This is a genomic window from Thermogutta sp., assembly GCF_039793925.1.
GTDB lineage: Bacteria > Planctomycetota > Planctomycetia > Pirellulales > Thermoguttaceae > Thermogutta.
On the sequence record NZ_JBAMME010000017.1, the window covers coordinates 20,215 to 46,067 of the forward strand.

Genomic DNA, 25,853 nt, shown 5'->3' on the forward strand with positions numbered 1-25,853 from the left:
CGGTTGCCCGTGAGAATGTGGTGATTCCCGTGGCCGAGGAAGACGGCCAGCTCAAGGTAGCCGTCAGTGACCCCGATGACTTTGCTACGTTCGACAAATTGCGCTTCATTCTCAACAAGCGCATTGAGATCTGCCTGGCACCCCGCGAAGCCATTCAGGAGGCGATCAACCGCTATTACGGCCAGACGTCGGGCGAGAGCCGCGACACGGTGATCACCGAACTGACGGACACGGCTATCGATTTCACGCAGGTGGATATCGACGCAGGAACCGTCCAGGAGATAGACGAGTCGAGCGCTCCCGTCGTGCGGTTGGTCCACCTCATCATTTCGGAGGCTGTGCAGCTTCGAGCGTCGGATATCCACATCGAGCCATTCGAGGATCGCGTCCGGATCCGGTACCGGATCGACGGATACCTAGTTGAGCGGGATAATGCCCCCCGCCGGCTCCTAGGTGCCATTCTCTCGCGTATCAAAATTCTTGCGAAGATGGACATTGCTGAACGACGTCGCCCACAGGACGGCCGGATCAAAATGAACATCGGCGAGAAGCAGCTCGATCTGCGGGTCAGCATTCTCCCCAGCACGTGGGGGCAAGCCGTTGTCATGCGGATTTTGGACAAAGACAACATCAAGATCGGTTTGCGCCAACTCGGATTTTCCGAGGAAGATTATGTCAAATTTAAGCAGCTCATCAAGCGGCCGAACGGAATTATTCTGGTAACGGGCCCCACTGGCTCGGGGAAGACCACCACGCTCTATGCGGCCCTCAACGAGTTGAACACTCCCGACCGGAAGATCATCACCGCGGAGGACCCCGTCGAGTACTACCTGCCGGGGATCAACCAAGTAGAGATCAAGCACGAGATTGGTCTGGATTTCGCGCGGGTGATTCGCGCGATGCTGCGGCAGGCGCCGAATGTGATCCTCGTCGGTGAGATGCGCGACCTTGAAACTGCTCAGATGGGAATCCAGGCTTCTTTGACTGGACACCTCGTTTTTAGTACGCTGCATACGAACGATGCGCCCAGTTCTATTACACGTCTCATCGATATGGGCGTCCCCGCCTATCTGGTGGCAAGCAGCGTCGTGGCGATCATGGCGCAGCGACTTGTGCGGGTGGTGTGCGAACAGTGCAAGCAGCCCTACCAGCCCAGTGATGCCGTCCTGGAGATGGCCGGTGTAACCCCCGAAATGATGGCTGGTGCCACCTTCTACCGCGGTAAAGGATGCAGCCGATGCAACGGCACAGGTTACCGTGGCCGAATGGGAATTTTCGAGCTGATGATCATGTCGCCGAAGATCCGAGAGCTCACCTTCAAGAATGCCCCCGTGGCGGAAATTCGTCGTGTAGCTATTCAGGAGGGCATGAAGACCCTCTATATGGACGGCCTCCAGAAAGTCCTCAAAGGAAAGACCACTCTGGAAGAGTTGCTGTCGGTGGCGCGTCCAGAAGAAGAGCTCCGCTGATCTCCCCCTCAGTGTTCGCACCATCGCTGCTCTGGAGCGTTACCGCCTTCTTGGGGTGTCGATCGCCAGAATAATTCGTCAGGGGAGGGGTTGTATCGGTCGCGTGGTTTAGCAGGGCCAGCTAAGGTACCAGTTTTCGTTTAGGAATCGAGGCGGGGTATGTCACAGCTTCAAATTGACAAGCTTCTCAACACCGTGGTCACCCGGAAGGCCAGCGACCTCCATATTGCCGTGGGGCAGCCGCCGGTTCTTCGGATCGACGGCCGACTTGTCCGGCTGGAAACTAAGGTCCTTGAACCGGAGGACACCGTCGCTCTGATGAAGAGCATTACCCCGGAACGGTGCCAGCGGGAACTCCAAGAAGTGGGGGGATCCGACTTTGGCTTCGCTTTCGGGGACAAATGCCGGTTCCGGGTGTCGGTCTTCAAGCAAAAAGGCTATGTGGGGATGGTGCTGCGGCAAATCCCCAACCGCCTGATGTCGTTCGAGGAGTTGGGCACGCCGCCGGTTTTCAAAGAGTTGATCATGAGACCGCGGGGTCTGATCCTTGTCACCGGGCCGACCGGATCAGGTAAATCGACGACTCTCGCGGCGGCCATCGACTATCTCAATAACAACGTAGATCACCACATCATCACGATTGAAGATCCCATCGAGTTCTACCACACCCACAAGCGCTGCACGGTTAACCAGCGAGAGGTGGGTGTGGATGTTCCAAGCTTTGCGGAGGCCATCCGCCGAGCGTTGCGGCAAGACCCAGACATCATCCTTGTGGGTGAAATGCGTGACCTAGAGACCATCGAGGCCGCCATCACGGCCGCCGAAACAGGCCACATCGTGTTCGGAACCCTGCACACGACTGGCGCGCAGGGCACGGTGAACCGCATCATCGACGTGTTTCCGACCAACCAGCAGGAGCAAATCCGCACGCAGCTTTCCACATCCATCATTGGTATTTTGTCCCAGCAGTTGCTCCCGCGAATCGGCGGTGGTCGAGTGGCTGCCTATGAAATGCTCGTCGTGACCCCCGCTATTGCAAACCTGATCCGCGAGAATAAAACTTACCGAATTAATTCAGCGATCCAAACCGGCCACAAGCTAGGGATGCAGCTTTTGGACGATCACCTTTTCCGGCTGTGGCGGGATGGGATTTGTGAAAAGAAGGAAGTGCTTCTTCGGGCGAACAGCCCGGACGAACTGGCGGCCCGAATTGCGGCAGCCGAACGCGGGATCCTCGAAGACGAGGAGGAAGCCCGGCGTCGCCTGGAACGGGAAATGGCCCAAAACGGGCGAAGATAAGACAATTGTCGGTGTTTGGACAAATCAGCCCGACTGGCTAAGATAGAGTGTGGACCGGGAAAACAGATTTTTCCGGTCCAGGGGGTGTTTTCGTCGGCGGTTTGGTCAACTGAAAGCACATCGCAGGATAGTAGGACAAGCGGATGGCTCTTCGGCGGATTGGTCAAATTCTTGTGGACCTGGGCTTCATCACGGAATCCCAGCTCGAAATGCTTCTCGAGGAGCAAAAGCAACATAAAGGTGAGCTCCTCGGACAAATCGCTATTCGAATGGGATTGATCAACGAGGATCAGCTTGCCCAGGCGCTGGCGGAACAATTCAACCTACCGGTGGTTCAGCTGAACGAACTCACCATCCCTCCGGAGGTTCTCAACCGCATCACGGAGCCGATGGCCCAGCTATATAAGATCGTGCCCATCTCTTTTCACGACAACACGTTGACGGTCGCGATGTGCGAACCTCAGAAACTGTCCGTGATCGACGAACTGCGGAGTTTTCTGGGGTACGAGATCCGGCCGGTCGTCTCCACCGAGCGTCAGATCAACCAGGCCCTTCAGCGCTATTACTCGGGCACGGAAAGCATTGAGGGAATCATCGAGGAACTGGAGAAAGATACGGAGCTGGTCAAAGCGGCCCAGAGTTTGGAGCAGGACGGCCCCATCGACCTGAGCAGTGTGGAAGCCCTCGCGGAGAGTGCCCCGGTGCGGCGACTTCTCAACATGGTGCTCCTCATGGCTATCAAGGAGCACGCCAGCGACCTGCACTTTGAGCCGTTCGAGAATGAATTCCGGATCCGCATCCGCTCTGACGGCGTGCTGTATGAGATGGTCCCGCCGCCTCGACATCTGGCTTTTGCCATCACCACACGGATCAAAGTGATGGCCAACCTCGACATTGCCGAACGCCGTCTGCCGCAGGACGGCAAAATCCGCCTCACGGTGGGCGGCCATCCCGTCGATCTGCGGGTAAGCGTTTTGCCCACCATGTTCGGAGAAAGCTGCGTGCTGCGGGTTCTGGACAAATCCGTGGTGATGCTCGACCTCAACCAGGTGGGGATGGACCCGACCACGCTGGCCCAGTTCCGGGAGGTGATTCACCGACCGCACGGGATCGTGCTGGTGACCGGTCCTACCGGGTCGGGAAAGACCACCACCCTTTATGCGGCACTCAACGAGCTGAACACGATCGAAGATAAAATCATCACCACCGAAGACCCAGTGGAATACACGATTGACGGCCTCGTGCAAATTCCCATCGATCCGGACATTGGAAACACGTTTGCCAATCTGCTTCGGGCCATTTTGCGGCACGACCCGGATATCATTTTGGTGGGCGAGATCCGTGACCTGGAAACGGCGGAAATTGCCGTGCAAGCGGCATTGACCGGGCACATGGTGTTCAGCACCCTGCACACCAACGACGCGCCCAGTTCGATCGCCCGGCTTCGCGACATGGGCGTGCCACCGTTCCTCATCACGGCCACGGTGGAAGCCATTCTCGCCCAGCGGTTGGTCCGCAAGATTTGTCCGGAATGCCGGGAACTGACCGTGCCCAGCACAGAAGCCCTGGCGGACTTGGAAATGACGCCCGAGGACGTGGTGGGCAAGACCTTTTACCGCGGTCGCGGCTGCGCCAACTGCAACAACACCGGCTTCAAAGGCCGTACGGGCATTTTTGAACTGATGCCCATCACGGACGAAATTCGGGAGCTCATCCACCGGGGGGCGTCCACCGAAGAACTCCGGGATGCGGCCATCCGCGCAGGCATGAAGACCCTACGGCAAGACGGTCTGGAAAAGATTTACCAGGGGATCACCACGGTGGAGGAGGTCGTACGGGAAACGACCATTGAAGCGTGATGAAGGCGGATTTCGTGGCTTGAGCATCATCCGAGCGAGCGGCAGCGAATAATAGAGAGGCAAGCGATTCGGAAAGAGTCGGATCGGCTAAGTTGGGCCAGGGGGCATATCCGGTGTCCCCGCCCCGCAGTGTGAGGACCAGGCCATGCCGAAGTTCCAATTCGAAGCAATGGACGCCACCGGACAGGAGATCCGGGACGTCATCGAAGCGGCCACCCAGGAGGAAGCCGAACAGACGATCCGCCAGATGGGTTATTACATCACGCGGATCGCTCCACAGAAGGAAAAAAAGGAAAAGACCGCTAAAGCTAAATCGCGGAAGACGTTCTCGATTGGTCGGGTCAACGCCAAGACACTGACCACATTCACCAAGCAACTTTCGGTCCTTCAAGACGCAGGGCTGCCCATTCTGCGGAGTCTGAAAATTCTGGAGGCTCAGGCCAAACCCTCCATCTTCGGAAGCCTCAAAAACTGCCTTATCGACGTCATTGAAGAAATCGAGGGTGGAGCCACGCTCTCTGAGGCCATGGCTAAGGCGCCCAAAGCGTTTGATCGGCTCTATGTTAACATGGTGAAGGCGGGTGAGGCCGGTGGCGCCTTGGAAGTCATTCTCCGCCGTCTCGCGGAATTTCAGGAACGTTCGCTCTGGTTGAAGCGGAAGGTCAAAGGCGCGCTGGTGTATCCGATCGCTGTGATCGTGTTCGCGTGCCTCATTCTGACCTTCATCATGATCAAGATCGTGCCTCAATTCCAGAAGATCTTTGAAGAATTTGAGACCGATCTTCCTGTTCCCACGCAGATATTGATCAACGTTTCCCAGACGGTCATCCACTGGTGGTTCCTCCTGCCGGGGATTCCGCTGGGTATTTGGCTCTTCGTCAAACTGGTCAACATGTTCCCGTACTGTCGCTACGGATGGGATCTATTCAAATTGCGGCTGCCGATTTTCGGGCAGCTCGTGGAAAAGAACATCATCGCGCGAACCACGCGGACTCTGGGTACCCTGGTGGCCAGCGGCGTGCCCATCCTGGAAGCCCTGACGATCACGCGGGACACCGCCACCAACGCGGTGTTTGAGCGGCTCTACCAGCGCGTGCTGGACGCGATTCGAGAAGGTGAAACGATAGCTAAGCCGCTGAAGGACAATTCCCGGCCTGGCTTCCACCCGATTACCGCGTTCTGGTTCTTTTTCTTCCTGGGTGGGCCGATTGGCCTTCTCCTGTACCTTACCCGGTGGAATAACCCCATCATGGAAGACATCGCCATCAACATGGTGGATGTGGGTGAGGAGACGGGCGAGCTCGACACGATGCTTTACAAGATCGCAGACAACTACGACGAGGAAGTGGCGATCATCACCGAAAGCCTCCTCAGCCTGTTTGAGCCGGTGCTGATCATCGTGCTGGGATGCATGGTGGGATTTATCGTGATCGCCCTCTTCCTGCCGTTGATCGCACTGATTCAAAAACTATCCGGTTGAGAAACAGGGTCTTCTGACAGAAGACCGGCACGGAGGGACAACTCATCGGGCCAGCCAGCAACCGATGGTGCCTGGGCAAGGGCACCTTTCCGGTCGGGAGATCGTGTCCATTTTGCAACACAAGAATTTCGCCCGGACGCGGGAAGCGTTCTTTCCCTTGCCGACCAGGAGGACGGGACGATTTCCCGCGGTGCGTGAGCTGGTAGTGACTTGCTGATTGTTCACGGAATCACACAGGATCGGGGACAACAGCGCCGCACATCACCGGTTTTTTGGCGACATAGACCGCCTGATAAGGCAGGTGCCTTTACAATGATCGTGGAGACCACACAGGGACAACTCGGGAGATCGGTTATGAACGGTGTTGAAATGGCGACAACCCGGATGCAGCCGGAGCATCAGCGGAAAAACAGGGGTTTCACCCTGGTTGAGTTGCTCACGGTCATTGTGATCATCGGGATTTTGATCGCGCTTATCTCGGCGGCGACAATCACCGCCCGTGCTAGGGCCCGCGAGGCCGCCATCTACACCCAGATCAAACAACTGGAAGCCGCCCTCATGGAATATAAGAACCAGTTCGGCGAGTTTCCTCCCGATTTTTCGGGCCCCAACCGCAATCTCGATATCGAGCGTCACATCCGCCGGCGATGGCCGCGGTTCAGAGTGGATCCGTCTGTCATCAATTCGCCCACCCCGCTTTACGACACGCTGAAGCTCCGGCTCGCCAGCGAGTACAACATCGACCTGGACGCTCTCGATGCCCGCAGTGCTCTCGTCTTCTGGCTCGGGGGTTTGCCCGATATCAAGCCGGGCGATCCCTTCCTGCAACCGGGCAGCGTGTACAAGCCGGTGGGATTTCACGGGGATGAGGCGAATCCTATCCAGCGGGGCGAGCCGCGGACAGGCAGCCTCTTCGAGTTCGATCCCACCAAAGTCGCCTGGACGGGATCACCGATTTCCGTCATGACCTACGTCCCCGACACCCGCATCGTCTCCGACTCGAACCAGCCGCCGAGCGTGGTGTACTTCCGTTCCGAGCGAGCTCCCGACGGTACTCGTACCTACGCCACCAAAGTCAATCTCCTGCCGCTGGGCTGTGTGCCGTATCGGGTGAGCACCAGCGAAAACTGGCGGAATCCCGACTCATTCCAGCTCATCCATCCAGGGTTGGATGGTGATTACGGGGGGCCGCGGCAAGCCGATCCAACCACTTGGCCGATCAGCGATAACGGTGTCAACTTCACCAAAGGTGACTACGACAACATCACGAATTTCGCCACCCGGCTGGAGAATGAAATCAAATGATGGGGAAGATGCGAACCATCCCAATCCGGTCTCTCCTCGGGCGAAGGCGAGGCTCCTTCACGCTGGCCGAGCTGATCGTCACCATCGTGATTATCAGCATTTTGATGGGCATCACCTGGGGAGCGATTCTCCGCGTGCGGCAGCAAGGTCGCGTGGCAAAAACCAAGGCCACGATCGCCAAGATCAACCAGATCATTATGGAGCGCTACGACTCGTACCGCACACGTCGGGTCCCCATCGACACCCGGGGGCTCCCCCCGCTTGTGGCAGCGAGATTCCGCCTGTGGGCCATTCGCTGCATCATGGCCTGGGAAATGCCGGATCGGCTGAGCGACGTCACCTGGCCGGCGAATAATCCCAGCAACCTGACCCCTGCCGACGAGAACCTCCCTATCTCCCTCACACTGTCCCTGCCTAATGGGCAACAGGTCACGCGTTCGATGACGCGGACGGCCCTTGCCCGACGGTATTTCCGCCGATTCTTGCAGGGCATGCCGAGCGGTCAGCACTCGCCGGCGGAATTGCTCTATCTGATCGTCACAGAAGGAACGCCAGGCAGCCGGGAACTCTTCGCGGAGAACGAAATTGCGGACACCGACGGGGACGGATATTTCGAATTTGTGGACGGCTGGGGACATCCCATCTACTTCATCCGTTGCCCGGTGGCTTTCCCGGACTCCGATATTCAACTACCACCAACAGCTACGGCGGAGGAAAAGGCTGCCGATCACGATCCGTTTGATCCGCTGCGCGTCGATCCGGGAGCGTGGCGGGTGGTCCCGCTCATTTATTCCGCCGGTCCAGACGGGTTTTACGGATTGGACCTTCAAGGCCAGCTTGGATATTTCGCCAACTGGGATACATGGTACACATTCCCTGTGGGAGCGCCCGCCGACGATCCAAATAATCCTGACGACTACCTCGGGTGCCATCAGGACAACATCCACAACCACCGTGCGGAGACCATGCCATGACCGGCTGGGGGGCGAGGAATCCTATGCATGAAAAGCTGATTCGCGAGGGGCGGCGCGGCGTGACGCTCATCGAGCTGCTCGTCGTCATCACGATTTTGCTCATTCTTCTTGCGGTGATGGTGCCACGACTGCGGCCGATGATGGAGCAGCGACGGATTCGCGAGGCATCCCGAACGGTGTCGGCGTTCTTTTATGCCGCCCGCAACCGCGCGATGGAAATCGGTCGGCCGGTCGGGGTAGCTATCGAACGCCTGAAAGTCCAGCCCGAGGCCGCCGTGACCCTGCGGATGGTGGAAGTACCCCCGGCCTACGCGGGAGATGTCATCGGAGCCCGTGCCATCGTCCGGCGGCTGGGGACAAGCCCACTCTTTCAGGTCCGCCTCAACACAGCCGAAGTCGCAAGCATGCTTACTCAGACGCTTCCGGTGGCGGTGGGGGATGTCATCACGTTTGAGTCGCAGGGAATACGTTACCGGATTGTCGGCCTGGATCTGAACGGAGACGGCAGCGCGGACACCGACTCCGACAATCTGATCGGTGATCCTAACTTCCCGGTTCAAAGCACACCGTTTGCCGTGCTCTTGGTGAAACTCGAGGATGTAGCGGACACACCCTGGCCGGCAACCAGCAATCCCTCAGCTCCGTTCCCCCCTGAAAACCCCGGAACTGGAATTGGCTCCCGGCCGGTGGCGTTCCAGATCTATCGGCGGCCTGAATCGACCGCGGCGGCCCCCGTCCGATTGCCGACGGGAACGGTGATCGACCTGTATTCCTCGGGCACCGACAGCATGGTCCTGATGGGGAATCCCAGCGGATTTGTCCCTGTGGACCACAACACGAGCACTCCCGAAATCGAAGATCCGACACCCGTCATTGTGCTCTTTGCGCCGGATGGTCGCGTGCAACGGGTGTTTTATGAGAACACTCAATCGGCGGTCACAGAGCCCATCTATCTCCTTATTGGTCGCTGGGAACGGATGCCCGCCATGGCAAGTTCACCGCCGGCTGCGCGGGGGCCTTCCCTCGCCGAGGATGGCCTTTACAACTGGCAGGACATCACCAATTACTGGCTGGTGATCAATCCCAATACCGGCCTGGCTGTCACCGCCCCGGTGAGTGGCACCACGATGGTCAACAACGTCAAAGTTCCCAACGATGTGTACGCGGCTCGCAACGATGCCCGACTGATGAAAGGCGTGGGAGGACGCTGAGGTGATTGATCCCGGGACAACTCTGATGCCAACGGCAACCCGCCCGGAGCGATCCCCCGCGGGGAAGCGTGGCGGCTTCAGTTTGCTGGAAGTCCTCATCGCCATGTTTATCCTCACGGTAGGGATGCTAGGGATCGCCGCCGTGGTGGTGATCGGCAATATGTCGGCGATGCGGGCGCTCATCGCAGATCGTACGGCCGTCGTCGGGCGCAACGCCCTTTCCGAAGTCCGTGTTCGCGATTGGCTGGATCCGGTGCGATGGGTCACCGTTCAGGGTTCACCAGTTGTCTCAAGTCGGGATCAGCCTTTGCCGGTCGGTGAGTCCTTCTGCATTGACCCCCTATACATCGCCCAGATAAACAATGGGCAAGGAGCGGTGCCGAACGCCCTGTCCCCGGACCTGGCTCGTTTCCCGTACAATCCGCCCGGGACCGCTGTGAGCATGCAACGGATCACCGTCAACATTGCGGCCAATCCGAATGCGCCGGCCAACGTCCAGGCGATCCTCATGAATCCTCAAATTTGGAAACGCATTGTGGTAAGTGAGGACGACCTTGTCTTCGACCCAAGCCGACTATCCCGGCCACGGTTGCTGTTTCGAACCGACACAGGGGCGGCAGTTCCGTTGCCCCCCTTGCCTGGCGATACCGGGTCTGGCAATCCGCTCTATGCCGATTACCAGGGGATGTACTCCTGGATGATCACGGTGGTTCCTCAGGTGCCGAGAATCCCCTCCGGCACCCAGAAATATCTCGTTTCTGCTGTGGTGTTTCGCGATCGGAATTTTCTGTGGCGCGACGATCCCACGGTGGAAGTCCCCGGAGAGCGTGTGGCCACAGCGAATTTCCTGGGCGGGGGCGACCTGCGGCTTTCCATCCCCGCAAGTCGTGTTAAAGATGCTGCCCAGGCCGACGAATACTTGAGGGTTCCGGAAGGCCAGTACCTCCTCCTGGCCGGTCGTGCCCTCGTTAGCAGCAATCCGCCTGTTATGCAGAACGTATTTTTGTGGTATCGCGTTGTGGCCTCGGGAGACTTGGTTAATCAAAACCAGAATTATTTCCGAGAAGTTACCGTCGCGGGACCAGATTGGAATATCGCATGGTGTGTCCAAACCAACAATGATACCGATGGGGATGGCGTGCCCGTCGAAACTCAGGCCGTGCTGTGCACTAACGTCTATGGTGTGTACACCGAAGTGATCGACCCGGAAGTCCTGAGCCGCGCGTCGTTCGCCGCTCGGTGAAGCTTCCCGGCGGGTGGGTCCCCGTCGAGATGCTTGGACGCACCGGCCAGACACGCGGAAAAGTATTCACGGCAGCCAGGACATATCAAACGGCGAACCCATCCCGGATGTTTGAATGAGAGCCCGAGAGCAATCTCTGGTCCCCCAGGGCAAGCGGACCAGATAACAAACCTTGAGGTATACGGATATGAGGATCCAGGCAAAACCGACACCACGAAAAGGCGTTGTCCTGCTTTTGACGCTGGCGATCCTCTCGGTGTTTGGGCTGATTGTGCTGGCCTACGTGGTTCTGACGGGACACACGCGGAGAGGAGCGGAGGCCGCCAAACGCTTCCAGGAGCAGTACGATCCACCCGACCAGACTGTCATGCAGGTGGCCCTGGAAGTGATCCGCGGCTCTAATAATCCCCACTCCTCCATCTGGTGCCACAGCCTTCTGGAAGACGTCTACGGAGAAAAATGGGTGGCGGGGGCGATCACCGCAGCTCCCACGTTTGTACCAGTGGCTGGTGGACAGCTCTGGGGTTTTCCCCCTAATTTCCTAAATCCCGAACGATGGGTCGGGTGCCCGCTCACGTTCCTCACACCTCCTGTGGCCGGAATCACCACGCGAATCGTGGACTATGATGCCGTTAACAATCGGCTTATCGTGGTGGCTCCCGAGAGCATTTCCTTTGCCGCTGTACAAAACAAACTGCAGAGTGGCCAGGTCATCAATTATCTCGTCGATGGTCGGGCGTTCTCGGGCACGGGCGTTGGATTTAATAACACGAATCGGCTTGCCGCCACCGATCCTGAGGGAATGCCTTATGCACTCACACCGAATGCCGCGGTCAGGCAATTTCTGCAGCAATATGCGGGGCCTGACGGCGTGCCCGGCACCGCAGATGATGGCCTTCTCTCTGCCAACGAAGATTACGATGCGGCCGACTACCAGAATATGTTTCTGGCGATGGTGCTGCCTCACCCGGCCACCGGAGAGACGCTTGTGCCGGAACCGTCCTTCCATCGGGTGTCGCTTATCGCCTACTGGTTCAACCAGGCGATCAACGGCAACATCATTAATTGGGGGCCGGTGAGCGACCCGGCCGTAAGGTTCAATTACCTTCTTCGGCCCGAAACAATCCCCGACCCGCAATTGAAACGTCAAGTTGCACTGTTTGAGCGGAAATTCATTCTGCGACCACTTCGCGTATTTCACCCTAACTTCGATGGCAGTAATCCGACCTACCAGCTGGGGTTTGATGATACCAACAACGACGGTCAACCGGATTCGCTACTGAGCATCAATCCCAACTCGTGGCGATGGGACGTGGACAACGATGGCGATGGTGTGCCGGATAGCGTCTGGGTCGATGTGGGGTTGCCCGTGCGGCAACTTCCCGACGGACGACGGTATAAACCTTTGGCCGCCATCCTCTGCGTGGATCTGGACGGCCGACTCAACCTCAACGCGCACGGCTCGCTTGTCCAGGCTGATCCGCGGTATTATCAGCAGGACACCCTCAATGTGGACGGCGCTCCTTTGGGTGCGAACTGGATTCTCGCCGCGGGACCGGACAGCAATGCCGATGCGTTCCCGGATGGCGAGAACCCTAGTGTCCTGTTTCCCAATCTCGCCACGGCGCCCGACGCGCTGCGGCACTGGTTCCGAGGGCTCGGCTTTGGCCCCGCGGAGATCAACCTCGGGCCACTCTTTGAATTGCTGACCAATAGTGGTGGCTCTCCCGGTCCCTGGCAGAATCTCTATGCTATCCTGCTTGTGGGAAGGACCGATCCGCTCCTGGGCCCGATCGTGGGCCGTTATGGAGAGCGAACACGCCTGATATCCCCACCGCCTCTTCCGGCAGCGGGAATGGCCGGGCAGCCTGACGCACTCTTGGCCAACAAATTCTTCACCTACCCGATCGACTGGCGGACCACGCTTCCTCAGCCATTCGGTCCAGGTAATCCTACCATCTACGGCAGCCCGCCCGACATGATGGGTGCCATGTGTGTCGGCCTTGATCTGCGTGGCCGACCGATTTATGTGCAACCGCAGAACCTCTGGGCGGCGGCAGTCACGGACAATCCCTACAAGATCAAACTGACTCGCCGTGGCGGAAAGGGCATCATCCAATCCGGCCAGCAGGACGCAGTGGATGCCCCATTCACACCGGCCGAACTGGAAGCGATCCTCCGCCCCTTCGACCAGGACAGCCGGGATCTCCCGCAGCGCCTCCGCAAGCTGATTCCCGATCTGGTGCGTGTGCGGCACATGATCACGACGGAGAGCTGGGACCTGCCAGTCGCCGCCCTGGCCGGGAGTTACCGCTGGCGCCAGCAACTGGGGAACCAACTCCTTCAGAGCATCGTTCAGCGGTTCAACCTCACCACACCGCAGGACCTGTGGGTGCTCTTCCCATCGGACGTGCTGGCCGGTCTGCGGCTCAACATCAATCGGCCATTAGGAGATGGTCTTGATAACAACAATAACGGGGTCATCGACGAACCTGGCGAAGCCCTTGCCGGCCAGGATCAATGGGCCTACCGCACGGCCACCGGCACGACCGGTGCCATTCCCTTCGATTACGACGGTGACGGCCTCCCCGGAGCCACTGAAGACCCCCACCAGGCTCTGGCCAGGCATCTCTACGTCCTTATGATGTCGGTGGCTGATTTGAATTTCCTCGATACCCTTACCGGCAGCCGCCTCAACACAGCTCGGATGATTGCCCAGTGGGCCGTTAACACTGTTGATTTTCGCGATCGCGACTCAATCATGACGCGGTTTGTTTTCGACGAAAATCCGTTTGACGGCTGGAATCCAACCCCCGACCCGCAGCACACAGTGTGGGGCTGTGAACGGCCCGAACTCCTCATTACCGAAACACTCGCCTTCCATGACCGGCGCACGGAAGACCTGTCGGCTTACGGCTACGCATATCCCCCAAATGCCAACGACCCTAAAGAAGAGGACCGGGGAGATCAGATAAAAGACCTAGATCAGCGTTATCGGCCGCAGGGCTCGCTGTTTATCGAGCTGTATAATCCCTGGTTTGAAAACGAACCCAGTCCCGGAGAATTCGACGATCCCAACAAGACCCAGCCGGAACCCCGGCCGGGGGTTGATCTGGCAAAACTGAATCCCGTCGGGCAGCCGATCTGGCGAATCATCGTCACTCGAGCAGATGCGGACCCGAACCAGCTCGGCCTGGCCAAGGATCCCGACGATCCTGATCCCGCCAAACGCCCGCAAATCGAACGGGCCATCTATTTTGTTCCGCGACCCAACAATGGCTTTCCGGAAGAGGCCAACATCCCCGTCAGCTATTACCCCAGCAATACCTATGCGGGCGAGATCGATAAGATTTTGCCGGGGCGGTATGCGGTAATTGGCCCGGCAGGCCGACCTGACGGCGACATCACATTCATCGGCTTTCAGCTTAATCAGGGCGATCCCAACACCGATCGATATATCCGCATCCTGAGGAACCAGGTCATCGTGGACAAAAACGGGGACACTGTACCTCCGGGCATCAATTCCCCTGTGGGTATTCGCATTGACCGGGGTTACGTCACGATCGGCGCTCTGGCCGGCGATAAGGAAATCCGGCTAAGCGTCTCCGAGCCCGCTACTGGATACGATGAGCTGGAAGCAACAGAAACCGACGAGGCCGGCCAGCCTATCAAGTACAACCCCGCCACAGGACGCTATGAAGATCCTCCGGGATCGCCGCAGGTGATCGATCAACCCCTCGATGCCCAGCGGACTGATCTCCAGGCGGATGAGGATTGGGATCAGCTCTTTGGGCACAATACAACCCGGACCCGATTCCGCGTCATTCACCTGCAGCGGCTGGCCGATCCTACTCAGCCCTATGATCCGATCCTCAATCCCTATCGGACAATCGATTCCGCGCCGGTGGATCTAACGTGCTTCAACAGCCGCACGAACGACGAAGATTACTCCAAGGATGGCACCCAGCAGCTTGCTCCCGGCGATATTATGTTCCACACCCGTCAGCGCGGCGAGCGCAATGACGATCTACCGTCTCGGGACAACAGCAATAACGTCGTTATCGAGGACATTAACCGCGATTTCATCCTGTGGAAACAGGAACCACTCGACAAACCGGTGGAGGATGACGGAGACACCGTGCCCATCGGAGTCTTCAACCGCAGGCTCAAGCACACACTGGGCTATTTGGGTGATCCTTTCGGTGGACCACGGCCGGGTCCGGCACCCTATAACGGTGATCCACAACGTCCCTTCCCATGGCTCACGTGGCTCAATCGGCCTTACACCAGCGCCACAGAGCTTCTCCTGGTACCGGCTTTGCCCAGTTCGCGGTTACTCGCCTATGATTCCAACAATTACTACAAGTACTACCGCGTGCCACGGGAGGGCACAAATCCCGCACAGGACCTCAATCCTTACCAACCAAATCCCCAAGCCGACCCGATCAGCGACCCGGCGGCTGCTTACGATCCCTATCCTCACCTGACCAATTACTTCTGGTCTGTTGGTGCGGGCACGGGCAACAGTCCGACGGCCCCTGAGTTCCATCGTGTCCTGGAATTCGTGCGGGTGCCCTCCCCGTTCGTGGATACGGAACTCCAGTTGAATCCGGAGAAAGCACAACGTATTTCGCCTCCGGCTCCGCCGGGCTCTCCGCCCCATCGTTTCACCCCACCCAACCACACAATTCCGTACTTCCGGGACCCGGGGCGCATCAATTTGAATACCGTTTATGCACCTCAGGTGTGGGCGGGACTGATGAACCGGCCCGAGCTCATGCTCAATCCTCCCGCCAACTGGTTTGATACCACGCATCCTTATGTCACACTGTGGCACGAGTTTCTGGACAGCCGCCGGGGATTCTATGTGCCGCCCAATCAGGGCTTCCCAAGCTTACCCCCCAGCGTCCCCAACAGTGGCTCTCTAATGCCGGACTCATACACCCGACTTCTCGTCAATAACCCGGACTATCCCACCCGGTTTGGCAATCCTTTCCGCAGCTTCGGCGGGTTCAGCAACGTTCCGCCCACAAGTCCGGTGAATCCCACCAACCCGACTCTCCAGGACATCATTGGCCGGGAGGTAAACGCTACACTGCTGCGCGAAAAGGTCGTCCCAAATCCCAATACGGGGCAAATGGAATTCACCCACGTCCCCCTGTTCCAGGCGCCCAGCACCGATCCGCAGAATCCCTCACAAAACCATGAATACGAGTACTGCGACATCAATCGCAATCCGTTCTTCCGCTACCGGGACCTCATGCGACTGGGCAACCTTGTCACCACGCGGTCCAATGTCTATGCCATTTGGGTGACCATCGGCTACTTCGACGTGCAGCCCGTTGCTGAGGTCATGCAACCAGATCCCCAGGCACCGGGCAACTACCTGGTGAACGGTGTCAGCCTCTCTCCACAGGAGATTCTTGACATCTATCCCGACGGATACACGCTGGGACAGGAGCTGGGCAGTGACACCGGCGACATCAAACGGCATCGCGGATTTTTCCTCTTCGACCGTTCGATCCCGGTCGGCTTCCGCCGGGGCTACGATCTCAACGTCGATCAGGGACTGTTGATCAAGCGGATCATTGAATAACGACCGCACCTTAACGGACGGCAAAGGAAAGGAGGCCGATTGGCGGTGACACAGGCGGGCGATTTCCATCCTCCCCCCGACGAATCCCTTCCGGAAGAAGCGGTGACGCTGGAGGACCTGGCTCGGGCGTTTGCCGAGGCCACCGGTCAGTCTTTGAGCAACCAGGCTCCCTCCGCTGAGGCAAGCCCTCCAGAGACCGAATCCAAAGCCCCCTCTTCTGACAGCCAACCCGTCGGTGCACCGGCGACACCGTCGGCTGTGCCTGTCAACCCCAAAAGTATTTTGGAGGCCCTCCTTTTCGTGGGGCATCCCCGCAACGAGTCACTGTCCCCCGGCCAGGCCGCCGAAATCATGCGCGGTGTTCGCCCCGACGAGATCGCAGGGCTTGTTGCCGAGCTTAACGCCCAGTACGAGGCGAGCGGTCGGCCCTATCGAGTCGTCTTCGAGCAGGGCGGTTACCGCATGAAGCTCCTCCCCGAATTCGACAGCCTCCGCGAGGGTTTCTTCGGCAAGGTCCGGCAGGTGCGGCTTTCTCAGCAGGCCCTGGAAGTTTTGGCGATCGTGGCCTATCGTCAGCCAGTCACTGTGAAAGAAGTGAACCGGCTGCGGGGAAAACCGAGCGGGGCGATCCTCGCGCAGCTTGTGCGGCGGGATCTCATCTCCGTCACCTATCCCGATGGCGACGCTCGAAAAAGCACCGCGCAATACCGCACCACGCCGCGATTTCTGGAGCTTTTCAAACTGCAGAGTCTGGAAGATTTGCCGCAACTGGGTGGAGGAGACTGGTCCGACGATGACTTCGGCTCATGAGTCGCGTCACCAGCACGCTTTTTGAGAGTCGGCATCACTCCACTTTTCCGCGACGGTGATCGAATTCCTTCCGAAGTTGCTCGAATTGCGCGGAAAGGGAATCGAGAAAGGCGTCACCCGTCCCCGTTAGACGGGCCTCCAGCGGCTCGTAGGGAATGACCCGCGGTGCGGCCGATTCGTGTTCCTCATGTCCCTCCGGCAAGGGCTCCACGTGACGGTCGAGAAGCACCTCGATCAGTCGGCGGAACTGGCGGATCTCACCAGCCCAGCGATTTCGTTCTTCAATAAGCTGTCGCCGCTGATCAGCCAGCATTTCCAGCCACTCCATCGCGCGATGTCGGAGGATGCTGACCTCCGCTTCCAGGAGGTCTTTCTGACGCTGTACCTCGGCCAGTTGCTTTTCCAGATCCTCGACTTTCTGCTGCCAGTGAGCCAGTTCACGCTGGGAGATTGTTTGTTCCGAAGATGAAGTGGCGGTCACCGGTTGTGCGGCAGCGCGGAGTTCGCTGACCAATTCGCGGAGCCTGGCGAGCTCCTTTTCGTGGTCCCCTGACTGCAGGAGCCGCCGCTGCCACTCTTCTTCTCGAGCCTGCAACTCCCGGGCGCGGCGTTCGACTTCGGCCGCTCGAATCTCAGTTTGCTCCCGGAGACGCGCAAGTTCCTCCTGCGCTTCTCGGTACCGTGCCAGCGAGGCCGCCACCTCTTGCTCTCTTTGAGCGAGTGCGGATTCCCGATCCCGCAGTCCCGCTTCACGTTCAGCCTGGATTTTCCGCCAGTCCTCAACCGCCGCTCCCAGTTCTTGAAAGGCATCCTCCATGACGGCCTGCAGCTCCCGCTGGCCAGCAAGCATTTCGTTGAGCCAGCGGTCCACCGCCTCGCGGGGCTCCATGCTGCCAGGGGTGTGCCGAGGGGATTCCATAGACAATCAGAAGTTGTTTCCAAGTGGCGAAACGCTCCACCGCGCGCGGGGATAGCCCTTTTCGGCTTCGGAATCGCCACGACAGAGGAAACTCTGTGAGTACCCGGTCGCTGTACCCTCCGATTCGAAAAGATTGGTCGACGCAATCGTTGCCGACCTTTACTGTTATTCTCAGTCGCAGTGAAAACGATTCACAGCCAACACGTGAGGCGACGAATCCCGTCTCATGGCAGGCATCGCGTCCGCGGGGAAATCTACACCGCGAACGCTAGCCCTCTTATTCTTCCCCACAACTTCGATGACCGTTCCACTCGCTATGAGTACTCTAGGTCACAAAACATGGCACGGCAAGTGCACGCCGTTTGATTTTTATCCGCCGTAGTGTTAAAACTAGCAACAACTTCCGTCCTTCACCAACCTTGTGACTCTCCCTTTCGATCGCATGAGGAGGCATCCCCATGAACGAGTTTCCCACCCAGCGCACACGGGACACACGGCGGAATTTCCTCAAGAACGGCTCGCTGGCCACAGGTCTGGTTTTGTTGTCGCAGAACATTCCGGCTGTGCACGCCGCAGGGAGCGACGTCATAAAGATTGCCCTTTCCGGATGCGGCGGCCGGGGAACAGGCGCGGCAGCCGATGCGCTGTCGAACAAAGCCGGCGTGCAGGTCCGGCTCATTGCTCTCCATGACGCCTTTCCCGAACGAGTGGAAGCATGTTTCCAGGCCCTGAAAGGCCGGTTCGGCGATCAGGTGGACGTTCCCCCGGAGCGCCGCTTCACCGACCTGGACGGTTATCAAAAGCTCATGGAAACCGACGCCGATATTGTCCTTCTTTGCAGTCCGCCGGGATTTCGGCCGATTCATTACGAGGCTGCTGTTAAAGCCGGAAAACACGTGTTCATGGAAAAGCCCCTGGCCGTGGATGCTCCGGGTGTCCGCCGCATCATGGCCACCAACGAAGAGGCCAAGAAAAAAGGTCTCCGCGTGGCGGTGGGGCACCACCTCCGACACGAGATCAAACACAAGGAAATGATCCGCCGTATCTGGGATGGCGAGATCGGACGAATCAAATACATGCGGGCATACTTCAACTCCAGTGGTGTCTGGGTGCGCCCCCGCAAACCAGGACAGACCGAGATGCAGTACCAGGTCAATAACTGGTACTACTTCACCTGGCTGTCCGGTGACCACATCGTGGAACAGCACGTCCACGATCTCGATGTCCTCAACTGGATGATGGGCAACAAGCATCCAGTCTCCGCGCAGGGGATGGGCGGCCGCCAGTTCCGCATCGGAAAAGATTACGGAGAAATTTACGATCATCACGCCGTGGAATTCACCTACGAGGATGGTACCCGCGCTTACAGTTACTGCCGCCACATTCCTGGGTGCTGGGACAGTTTCTCCGAACACGCTCACGGAACAAAGGGCTACGTGAGCATCGAGGGCCACGGCCACGCCATCATCCACGTGGAAGGGAAAGAACCTCTGAGAATCGAGCGCGGCCCGGATGGACATCAGCTGGAATGGAACGACTTTCTCGCCGCTTTCCAGGCAGGACAACCTTATAACGAAGTCGACCACACCGTCCTGGGAACCATGACCGCCATCCTGGGGCGCATGGCGACCTATTCCGGCCAGATCGTCACATGGGATGAGGCGATCAATTCGAAGGTGGATCTGTCACCGTCGGGCTACACGTGGGACAGCATCCCGCAACCCAAACCGGGCCCAGACGGGATCTACCCCTGCGCCATGCCAGGCCAAACGAAAGCTTACTAAGGCAACTCCCGGTGTAGTGCGTGTGGCCTCGAAGTATTACTGGCCTCCAGCAAGTCACTTAGAATCCGCCGACGACGGCGATTCGGCGCTACTGGGGCCAGATCGAGGTAGAGTCTGCGCGGTCGGGATGAGCCGACCAAAACACCGCTCGTAGAGTGCCGTCCACGGGGAACCATCCCGCCCACCTGCGGCCAGGGTCACAAAATCGACGTGGTCCTCCCACAGTTCAGGTTCGCAGAATACCCGGGCCGGAGGATAAATTTTTTCCTGGCGAATCCATCGCCAAAGCTCCCAGATCTGTCGCCATCCCAGTCGGTGCACCCAGCAAAGTTCCAAAAAGAGAAGCCAGCGGCTATTGTAAGGGCGGCGATTCCGGAATCGCTCCACCACCCACGCGACCGCCCCCAGCATCACGATAAACACCAGAAGTCCCAAGAGATACCAGTACCATTGGGTTGAGGGGACCAGTTCTCCCGCCTGCCGCCGCTGGAACTCTCGCCGCAGGAATTCCAGTGGAGCCCTGCGTTGGCCCCATGCCTCGGCGCTAGAGAACAAAAATCCGAAAACCAGTGCCAATAGGCCGTGCCCCAGAAGAGCAGCCTGCCGCGTGATTCCCTGATACAACTGGCAAAGTGGTAAAGGCAAGAGATTTCGTTTACGCACCATGGTGACCGTCCTATGAACCGGGGGCGTTCTCCGGGGTGAGTCCGGCAACATCGGCAGAGGACGGAACAGGCGGCGCCATTTGAGAAGGCGGGGAGTCTTGCGCTTGTTTGGCAGCCCGCTCCGCCGACTCCTGCCGCTGTCGCCGCATTTCGAGGCTTCGCTGAGCAATTGCCCGCACCACCGCGTTGGGATCTTCCAGGGCATCGACCAGGGCCTGGTAGCTCCAAACCGAATCGCTTTGGGCGAGAGCAGCCGCTGCCTCCGCCCGTACGGCGTGGTCTTCGTCTTTCAAAAGTGGGATGATTGCAGACTCCACCCGCGGCACCAAATTGAGTTCCTGGGCCACGGAAAGGGCCCGCAACCGCCGTAACCGGAATGGCGAAAGCAACTCCGCCCTGAGCAAAAGCGAGGTTCGGCCATCCACCCGCTTCACCAGCATTCCCGTGTTCTGCCGGATATCGGCCGGCAGAAGGTCCCACACCTGAAGAAATCGCGAGAAACTGAACTCGCGGAGACTTTTTCGGGCAGCCTTCCGAACGGCAGGATGGGGGCTTTCCAGAAGCCGAATGATGTGGGGTAAAGCTCCCACCACACCACGCTGTCGCAATTGGGGCAAAATCGCCGCCTGCACCAGCGGATCAGGGTCTGACATCGCCCGCAGTGCCAACTCGTTGGCCTCGGCACCATGGAAATTCACCAACGTCTCGGCCGCGGTGCGACGTGCCCCCGGCAACCCCTCGGTCAGAACTTTGCCAACAACGCGAAGTGCTTCCTGTCGCGGCACCCCGGAATGAACAGCTATTTCCACCAGCGCACTCTGTTCCGTTTCGTCGAGGCTCGGGAGCAAGCCTTCCAGATTGTCCAGCAATTTCAAAGACCGCAAGGATTTTAGGTGGCGTCGAGCCGTGGCAGACAAAGGCCTTTTTACTGTATGGAGCAAATGGCGGAGAAACGGCAGATCCGCCCGCTGCGAAATGATCCGCAACACTTCCTGAGGTGCGTCCGGCTGATTGATAAAATCGCACAGGACCTTCAGCGTCGCCGACGAGGTGTCGGTCGTCAAAAGATGGAGTAAAACACCCCGCGCGGCATGGCCCGGCTGCCGAATGATCTCCAAAAACAAGCGAGAATAGCCCGCCGAAAGCAAGAGCAAACCTTCCAGAACTTCGGGAGCTTCATGCTTGGCATAGCGATCTGCCGCGATATTTAGGGCTCGACGAACCTGCTCGGCAGTCCGCATGATCTGCGTCGCCTCATTCCCTTCCGAGGCGACTTCCATCAGCGTCCCCAGTTTACGGCACAGGGCTTGAAGCGTGCCGGCAAGTGCATCCCGCGGCTGTATCTTGCGGTTCTCGAGGAGATGAGCCAGGAGCGGCACAAAGTCGAACTGATCTGTATCCACAAGAAATCGGCAGACTTCCTGCCGCTGATCGGGTTCTCCGTGCACCAGTCGGTCCCGTAGAAACTCCTGGAAAGAGCCGGGAAGAATCCTGAAAGAATCCCGCCAACAATCGTCCGTGCGGTCGATCTCCTGCAGCACGACAAGGTGGGCGTTTTTCTCGGGTCTTCGCATCAGGGCGAGGAGAGCCACCCGACGGATCTGCGGTGTTTCAGACTTCAACGCGCGAAGGAGAAGCTCCACCGCGGCGCGGTTTCCGGTGGTGCCCAGCCAATCAAAAGTCTTTTCCCACGGTGGATGCATTCGGCTTCGAAACGGGCCTCGGTATGATTATGCTGGTTGGTCTGTATTCCTCCTTCATCCGGGAAGGTGCTCCAAAAGAGTCTAGAATACTTTCCCTGCACGCGCCGCTATCTTGGCCCTATTTCGGAAAAAGATAACCCTCGCCCACCCTGCAAATTCCCCACAGGTTGCATTTCCGCAGCATCGATGAAACCAGACGACCGTTCCCACTCGGAGGAACAAAAGAGGTACCGGGCCGACAAAGAAAATGGGAAGGAGCCTAAAACATGAAGAGACTGGAGGCGGCTTTGTAGGAATTAGCGGTGGACCGCTTCAGCGCTGGAACTCACTGACCATCGGGCAGTGACTGCAACCACTGCATCCCACCGAGTGCCCTCCTTCCCCTCGGCGGAAATACCAGATGACATACACCGCCGCCACGACGACCGTCAACCAAGCCGCCACGTCCTGCCACATGATGTTCACGTAAGCGCCCAACTCGCTCACAATTCAGAAACTCCACCGCAAAGAAGGATGCCACTAATTTGTCAAGCTCCACCTGTTAAAATTCTACTGGCCAACTGATAGGTGGCAAGGGCCCCAATGTAGGCCAGCGTTGTCATGTAGGCGAACGTGAAGGCCGGCCAGCGCCAGCTATTCGTTTCCCGACGGATCACCGCCAGAGTGGCAGCGCACTGGGCACATAGGGCGTAAAAGACCATCAGAGATAGGGCCACAGGGATGTTGAACACGGGCCGATCGCTTCCCTCCCTAGTGGCAGAGCGCAGCCGCCCATGAAGCTCCTGGCTGGACGTGAGATCGGCCGAGGAGATATCCCCCAGATTAAACATCACCCCCAAAGTCGCAACGACCACTTCCCGGGCAGGAAACGAAGCCAGAACCGCCGTCCCGATCCGCCAGTCCCAACCCAACGGGCGAAAGATCGGTTCAATCGTCCGCCCTACACGACCCAAGATACTGTTTCGCTGGTAAGCTGCCGCGATTTCTCGAGCGATCTGATCGAGCTCCTTTTCCCACGCCTCCCGTTGCGGTGATCCAGGGGGAAGGGTCTCCACCAAAGCCTGCAACTCGCCCTGACGGTTGAGCAGATGCTTATCAATGCTAGCGGGATCATGCGGATAATACAGCGCTGCCCAAACGAGCACCGAAATCGCGGCAATAATCGTGCCGGCATTTCGCAGGAATACCACCAACCGTTCCCAAACCCGCAAGATAACCGTCCGCGGAGACGGCCATTTGTAGCTGGGAAGCTCGATCACAAAGGTGGGGGAACGCCCGCGAAAGATCGTCCGCTTGAGAAGCAGAGCCACCGTCACCGCGGTGACCACCCCCAGCACATATAGACTCGCCAGGACCAATCCCTGTAGTCCCACAAAACCACCCAAATATCGATAGTCCGGGATAAAGACGGCAATCAACAGGGCATACACCGGCAGCCGAGCGGAACATGTCAAAAGCGGCGTCACCAGGATCGTCGTCAGCCGGTCACGTTCGTTGTCGATCGTCCGCGTGGCCATGATGCCGGGCACCGCACACGCAAAGCCGGAAAGCATCGGGATGAACGACTTGCCGCTCAGACCGATTCGAGACATGAACCGGTCCACAAGCACCGCCGCCCGCGCCACATAACCGCAATCCTCCAGAATGGCGATAAAGATGAACAAGATGGCTATTTGCGGGATGAACGTGAGGACCGCTCCCACCCCACTGATGACACCGTCCACCAAAAGATCCCGGAAAGCACCCGGCTGGAGCTGTGTTCTTATCAGAGCAGCACAGCTTTGCACCCCGAAATCAATCACTTGATTGAACGGCTCTGCCAGCCGGAACACCGCCTGAAACATGAGCAGCATGATGGCGGCAAAAATCATCAGCCCCCACACACGATGGGTGAGTACGGCGTCCAGACGGTCCGTCAGCGTGATGCGGGGCTGTTCCGAAGCTTTGACGACTCCTTCGAGTAATTGACGAACCCACTCGTAGCGGAAATGCGTCTCGTCCTCCGGAACGGCAAAGCCCGCTCGTTCCAGGCGCTCCTGGGACTCCACAAACAGTTTCAAAACGTCCGGATATTTGCCGTCCAAAACATTTTGACGGAGAAAGCCGCTGGCATCCAAAAGGAGTCGTTCCAGCCAGAACCGCAGAATGGCAGGATTGCGATCGGAATCCGTGGAGCGACTCGCCTCCCTGGCCGGTTCGAAAATCTGCGTGAGCAGGCCACGACGTTCCAGGTCGCCAAAAATCCGGTCAATCTCCGACTGTACCTCCCGGGGCAGTGGCGAGCGAGGCGCCGCTGATCCTTCCTTCTCGATTACCTCACGAAGAACCTGGCGAACCCGGCCCACCCCGATCCCCCGATGGGCCTGAACCCGGACTACCGGCACACCCAGACGGCGACTCAACTCCTCTACGTCAATCTGAATCCCCTGACGCTCCGCAACATCGACCATCGTCAGGGCCACCACCATGGGCAACCCCAACTCCAAAAGCTGGCTCAGCAGATAAAGATTCCGCTCCAAATTGGAGGCATCCACCACGCAAAGAATCACGTCGAGGGGTTCGACCCCGGGCTCTCGGCCAAGTAACACATTGACGGCCACCAGTTCGTCCCGAGAACGCGGCGAGAGGCTGTACAGGCCAGGAAGATCAATGATCTCGAATGTGTGGTTTTGGAACTCGAATCGGCCGGTCCGCTTTTCCACTGTCACCCCGGGATAGTTTCCCACCCGTTGATAAACCCCGACCAGCGCGCTGAAAAGCGTGGATTTTCCCGTGTTGGGATTCCCGACAAGGGCGACCGAGACGCACTTTTTAGGTGAAGTCACGCGTGTCATGGCAGGCCAACCGGCCTCGAGCAGATTTCAGAATGTTTTTTACACCAGCGCGTTCTGGACCGGGAACCTCATAATTGCAGCGCTTTAAACCGGGGGCCACAAGATACACCCAGGGATTCCGCTCAGCAAAACGGCGAAATCTCAAGGTGCCTGCGATTCTCGAGGTGTGTCGGCCGGAGTATTCTCGGGAGTCCCACCCGAAGATGCCGAAACCGACTCCGCTTGCGACCACTGAGCCACGTCCCACCCCCGCCGATGCCGGTGAGGATGCCCGTGATGTCCCGGTAGGGCTTCTACCAGGATTCGCACGTCGTCATCCATGCGAACACCCAGCTTACTCCCTCCTAGCCACACGATGCAGGGATTTCCCGGACGGAAGACGCGGACCACCACCCCCGGCCGAAGCCCCAGCTCCTGCAAGCGATGCACCACCTCCGGAGGTCCATCCAGGGCTGTGATGCGAGCGGCCTGTCCAGCCCGCAAGTCGGCGAGTAATGTATCGCCAGGCTGGCCCACATCCCCCCAGAATCTTCCTCTTCTCCAGGCAAATCCGATCATAGCGGCCTCGTCAGTGAGTTATCATCACGGGATATAGCGTATACAGCGGGGTTGGATAACACGAGGGAGCGACCTCCGACCCAGAGGCGACACCCCGACACAGACTTTCATGTAATTTGGAACTGAATTGCCGTTTATGTCTCA

The 25,853-nt window shown here is 58.5% G+C and carries 17 protein-coding genes; 11 read left to right on the forward strand and 6 right to left on the reverse strand.

The genetic code is table 11. From position 1 onward, the window contains the following. The 10 genes from ABJK56_RS00845 to ABJK56_RS00890 form a co-directional block, all read left to right on the forward strand. Positions 1-1,469 (forward strand): GspE/PulE family protein (locus ABJK56_RS00845; RefSeq protein WP_347242773.1); only part of this gene is annotated, 1,469 nt, incomplete at its 5' end. Between the two features lie 159 nt (positions 1,470-1,628). After that, positions 1,629-2,768, forward strand: coding sequence for a type IV pilus twitching motility protein PilT (locus ABJK56_RS00850; RefSeq protein WP_347242774.1), 1,140 nt, complete (start codon positions 1,629-1,631; stop codon positions 2,766-2,768). A 143-nt stretch (positions 2,769-2,911) separates the two neighbouring features. Next, positions 2,912-4,627, forward strand: coding sequence for an ATPase, T2SS/T4P/T4SS family (locus ABJK56_RS00855; RefSeq protein WP_347242775.1), 1,716 nt, complete (start codon positions 2,912-2,914; stop codon positions 4,625-4,627). A 145-nt stretch (positions 4,628-4,772) separates the two neighbouring features. Beyond that, the gene (locus tag ABJK56_RS00860) at positions 4,773-6,107 is read left to right on the forward strand and encodes a type II secretion system F family protein (protein ID WP_347242776.1); all 1,335 of its coding nucleotides are present in this window, start codon (positions 4,773-4,775) and stop codon (positions 6,105-6,107) included. A 354-nt stretch (positions 6,108-6,461) separates the two neighbouring features. Then, complete coding sequence (locus ABJK56_RS00865; RefSeq protein WP_347242777.1) at positions 6,462-7,412, forward strand: prepilin-type N-terminal cleavage/methylation domain-containing protein; 951 nt, start codon at positions 6,462-6,464, stop codon at positions 7,410-7,412. Further along, positions 7,409-8,386 (forward strand): prepilin-type N-terminal cleavage/methylation domain-containing protein, encoded by a 978-nt coding sequence (locus ABJK56_RS00870; RefSeq protein WP_347242778.1) that lies wholly within the window; start codon positions 7,409-7,411, stop codon positions 8,384-8,386. The genes ABJK56_RS00865 and ABJK56_RS00870 overlap by 4 nt, the downstream gene beginning before the upstream one ends. A 23-nt stretch (positions 8,387-8,409) precedes the next feature. Next, positions 8,410-9,597 carry a prepilin-type N-terminal cleavage/methylation domain-containing protein gene (locus ABJK56_RS00875; RefSeq protein WP_347242779.1) on the forward strand — a complete coding sequence of 396 codons (1,188 nt, stop codon included), beginning with the start codon at positions 8,410-8,412 and terminating at the stop codon, positions 9,595-9,597. Positions 9,598-9,622: 25 nt separating this feature from the next. Then, entirely contained in the window at positions 9,623-10,840 is a 1,218-nt protein-coding gene (locus ABJK56_RS00880; protein ID WP_347242780.1) for a prepilin-type N-terminal cleavage/methylation domain-containing protein, read from the forward strand. 187 nt (positions 10,841-11,027) lie between these two features. After that, complete coding sequence (locus tag ABJK56_RS00885; protein ID WP_347242781.1) at positions 11,028-16,436, forward strand: hypothetical protein; 5,409 nt, start codon at positions 11,028-11,030, stop codon at positions 16,434-16,436. 45 nt (positions 16,437-16,481) lie between these two features. Then, positions 16,482-17,246 (forward strand): SMC-Scp complex subunit ScpB, encoded by a 765-nt coding sequence (locus ABJK56_RS00890; protein ID WP_347242802.1) that lies wholly within the window; start codon positions 16,482-16,484, stop codon positions 17,244-17,246. Between the two features lie 34 nt (positions 17,247-17,280). Here ABJK56_RS00890 and ABJK56_RS00895 read toward each other — a convergent pair whose 3' ends face one another. Then, on the reverse strand, positions 17,281-18,165 hold the full coding sequence (locus ABJK56_RS00895; protein WP_347242782.1) for a hypothetical protein: 885 nt from the start codon (positions 18,163-18,165) through the stop codon (positions 17,281-17,283). Positions 18,166-18,623: 458 nt separating this feature from the next. Between ABJK56_RS00895 and ABJK56_RS00900 the strand changes: the two genes are divergently transcribed. Further along, positions 18,624-19,949, forward strand: a complete 1,326-nt coding sequence (locus ABJK56_RS00900) for a Gfo/Idh/MocA family oxidoreductase (protein WP_347242783.1) — start codon at positions 18,624-18,626, stop codon at positions 19,947-19,949. 54 nt (positions 19,950-20,003) lie between these two features. Here the strand turns inward: ABJK56_RS00900 and ABJK56_RS00905 are convergent, their stop codons facing one another. The 5 genes from ABJK56_RS00905 to ABJK56_RS00925 form a co-directional block, all read right to left on the reverse strand. Continuing rightward, complete coding sequence (locus tag ABJK56_RS00905; protein ID WP_347242784.1) at positions 20,004-20,615, reverse strand: hypothetical protein; 612 nt, start codon at positions 20,613-20,615, stop codon at positions 20,004-20,006. 10 nt (positions 20,616-20,625) lie between these two features. Next, a complete protein-coding gene (locus tag ABJK56_RS00910; RefSeq protein WP_347242785.1) occupies positions 20,626-22,317 on the reverse strand; it encodes a HEAT repeat domain-containing protein in 1,692 nt (563 codons plus the stop codon). Positions 22,318-22,629: 312 nt separating this feature from the next. Beyond that, a complete protein-coding gene (locus ABJK56_RS00915) occupies positions 22,630-22,803 on the reverse strand; it encodes a hypothetical protein (RefSeq protein WP_347242786.1) in 174 nt (57 codons plus the stop codon). Between the two features lie 41 nt (positions 22,804-22,844). Further along, positions 22,845-25,151: a ferrous iron transport protein B gene (gene feoB / locus ABJK56_RS00920; protein WP_347242787.1), complete on the reverse strand. Its 2,307-nt coding sequence runs from the start codon at positions 25,149-25,151 to the stop codon at positions 22,845-22,847. A 141-nt stretch (positions 25,152-25,292) separates the two neighbouring features. Beyond that, positions 25,293-25,709, reverse strand: a complete 417-nt coding sequence (locus ABJK56_RS00925; RefSeq protein WP_347242788.1) for a FeoA family protein — start codon at positions 25,707-25,709, stop codon at positions 25,293-25,295. Between the last annotated feature and the right edge of the window lie 144 nt (positions 25,710-25,853).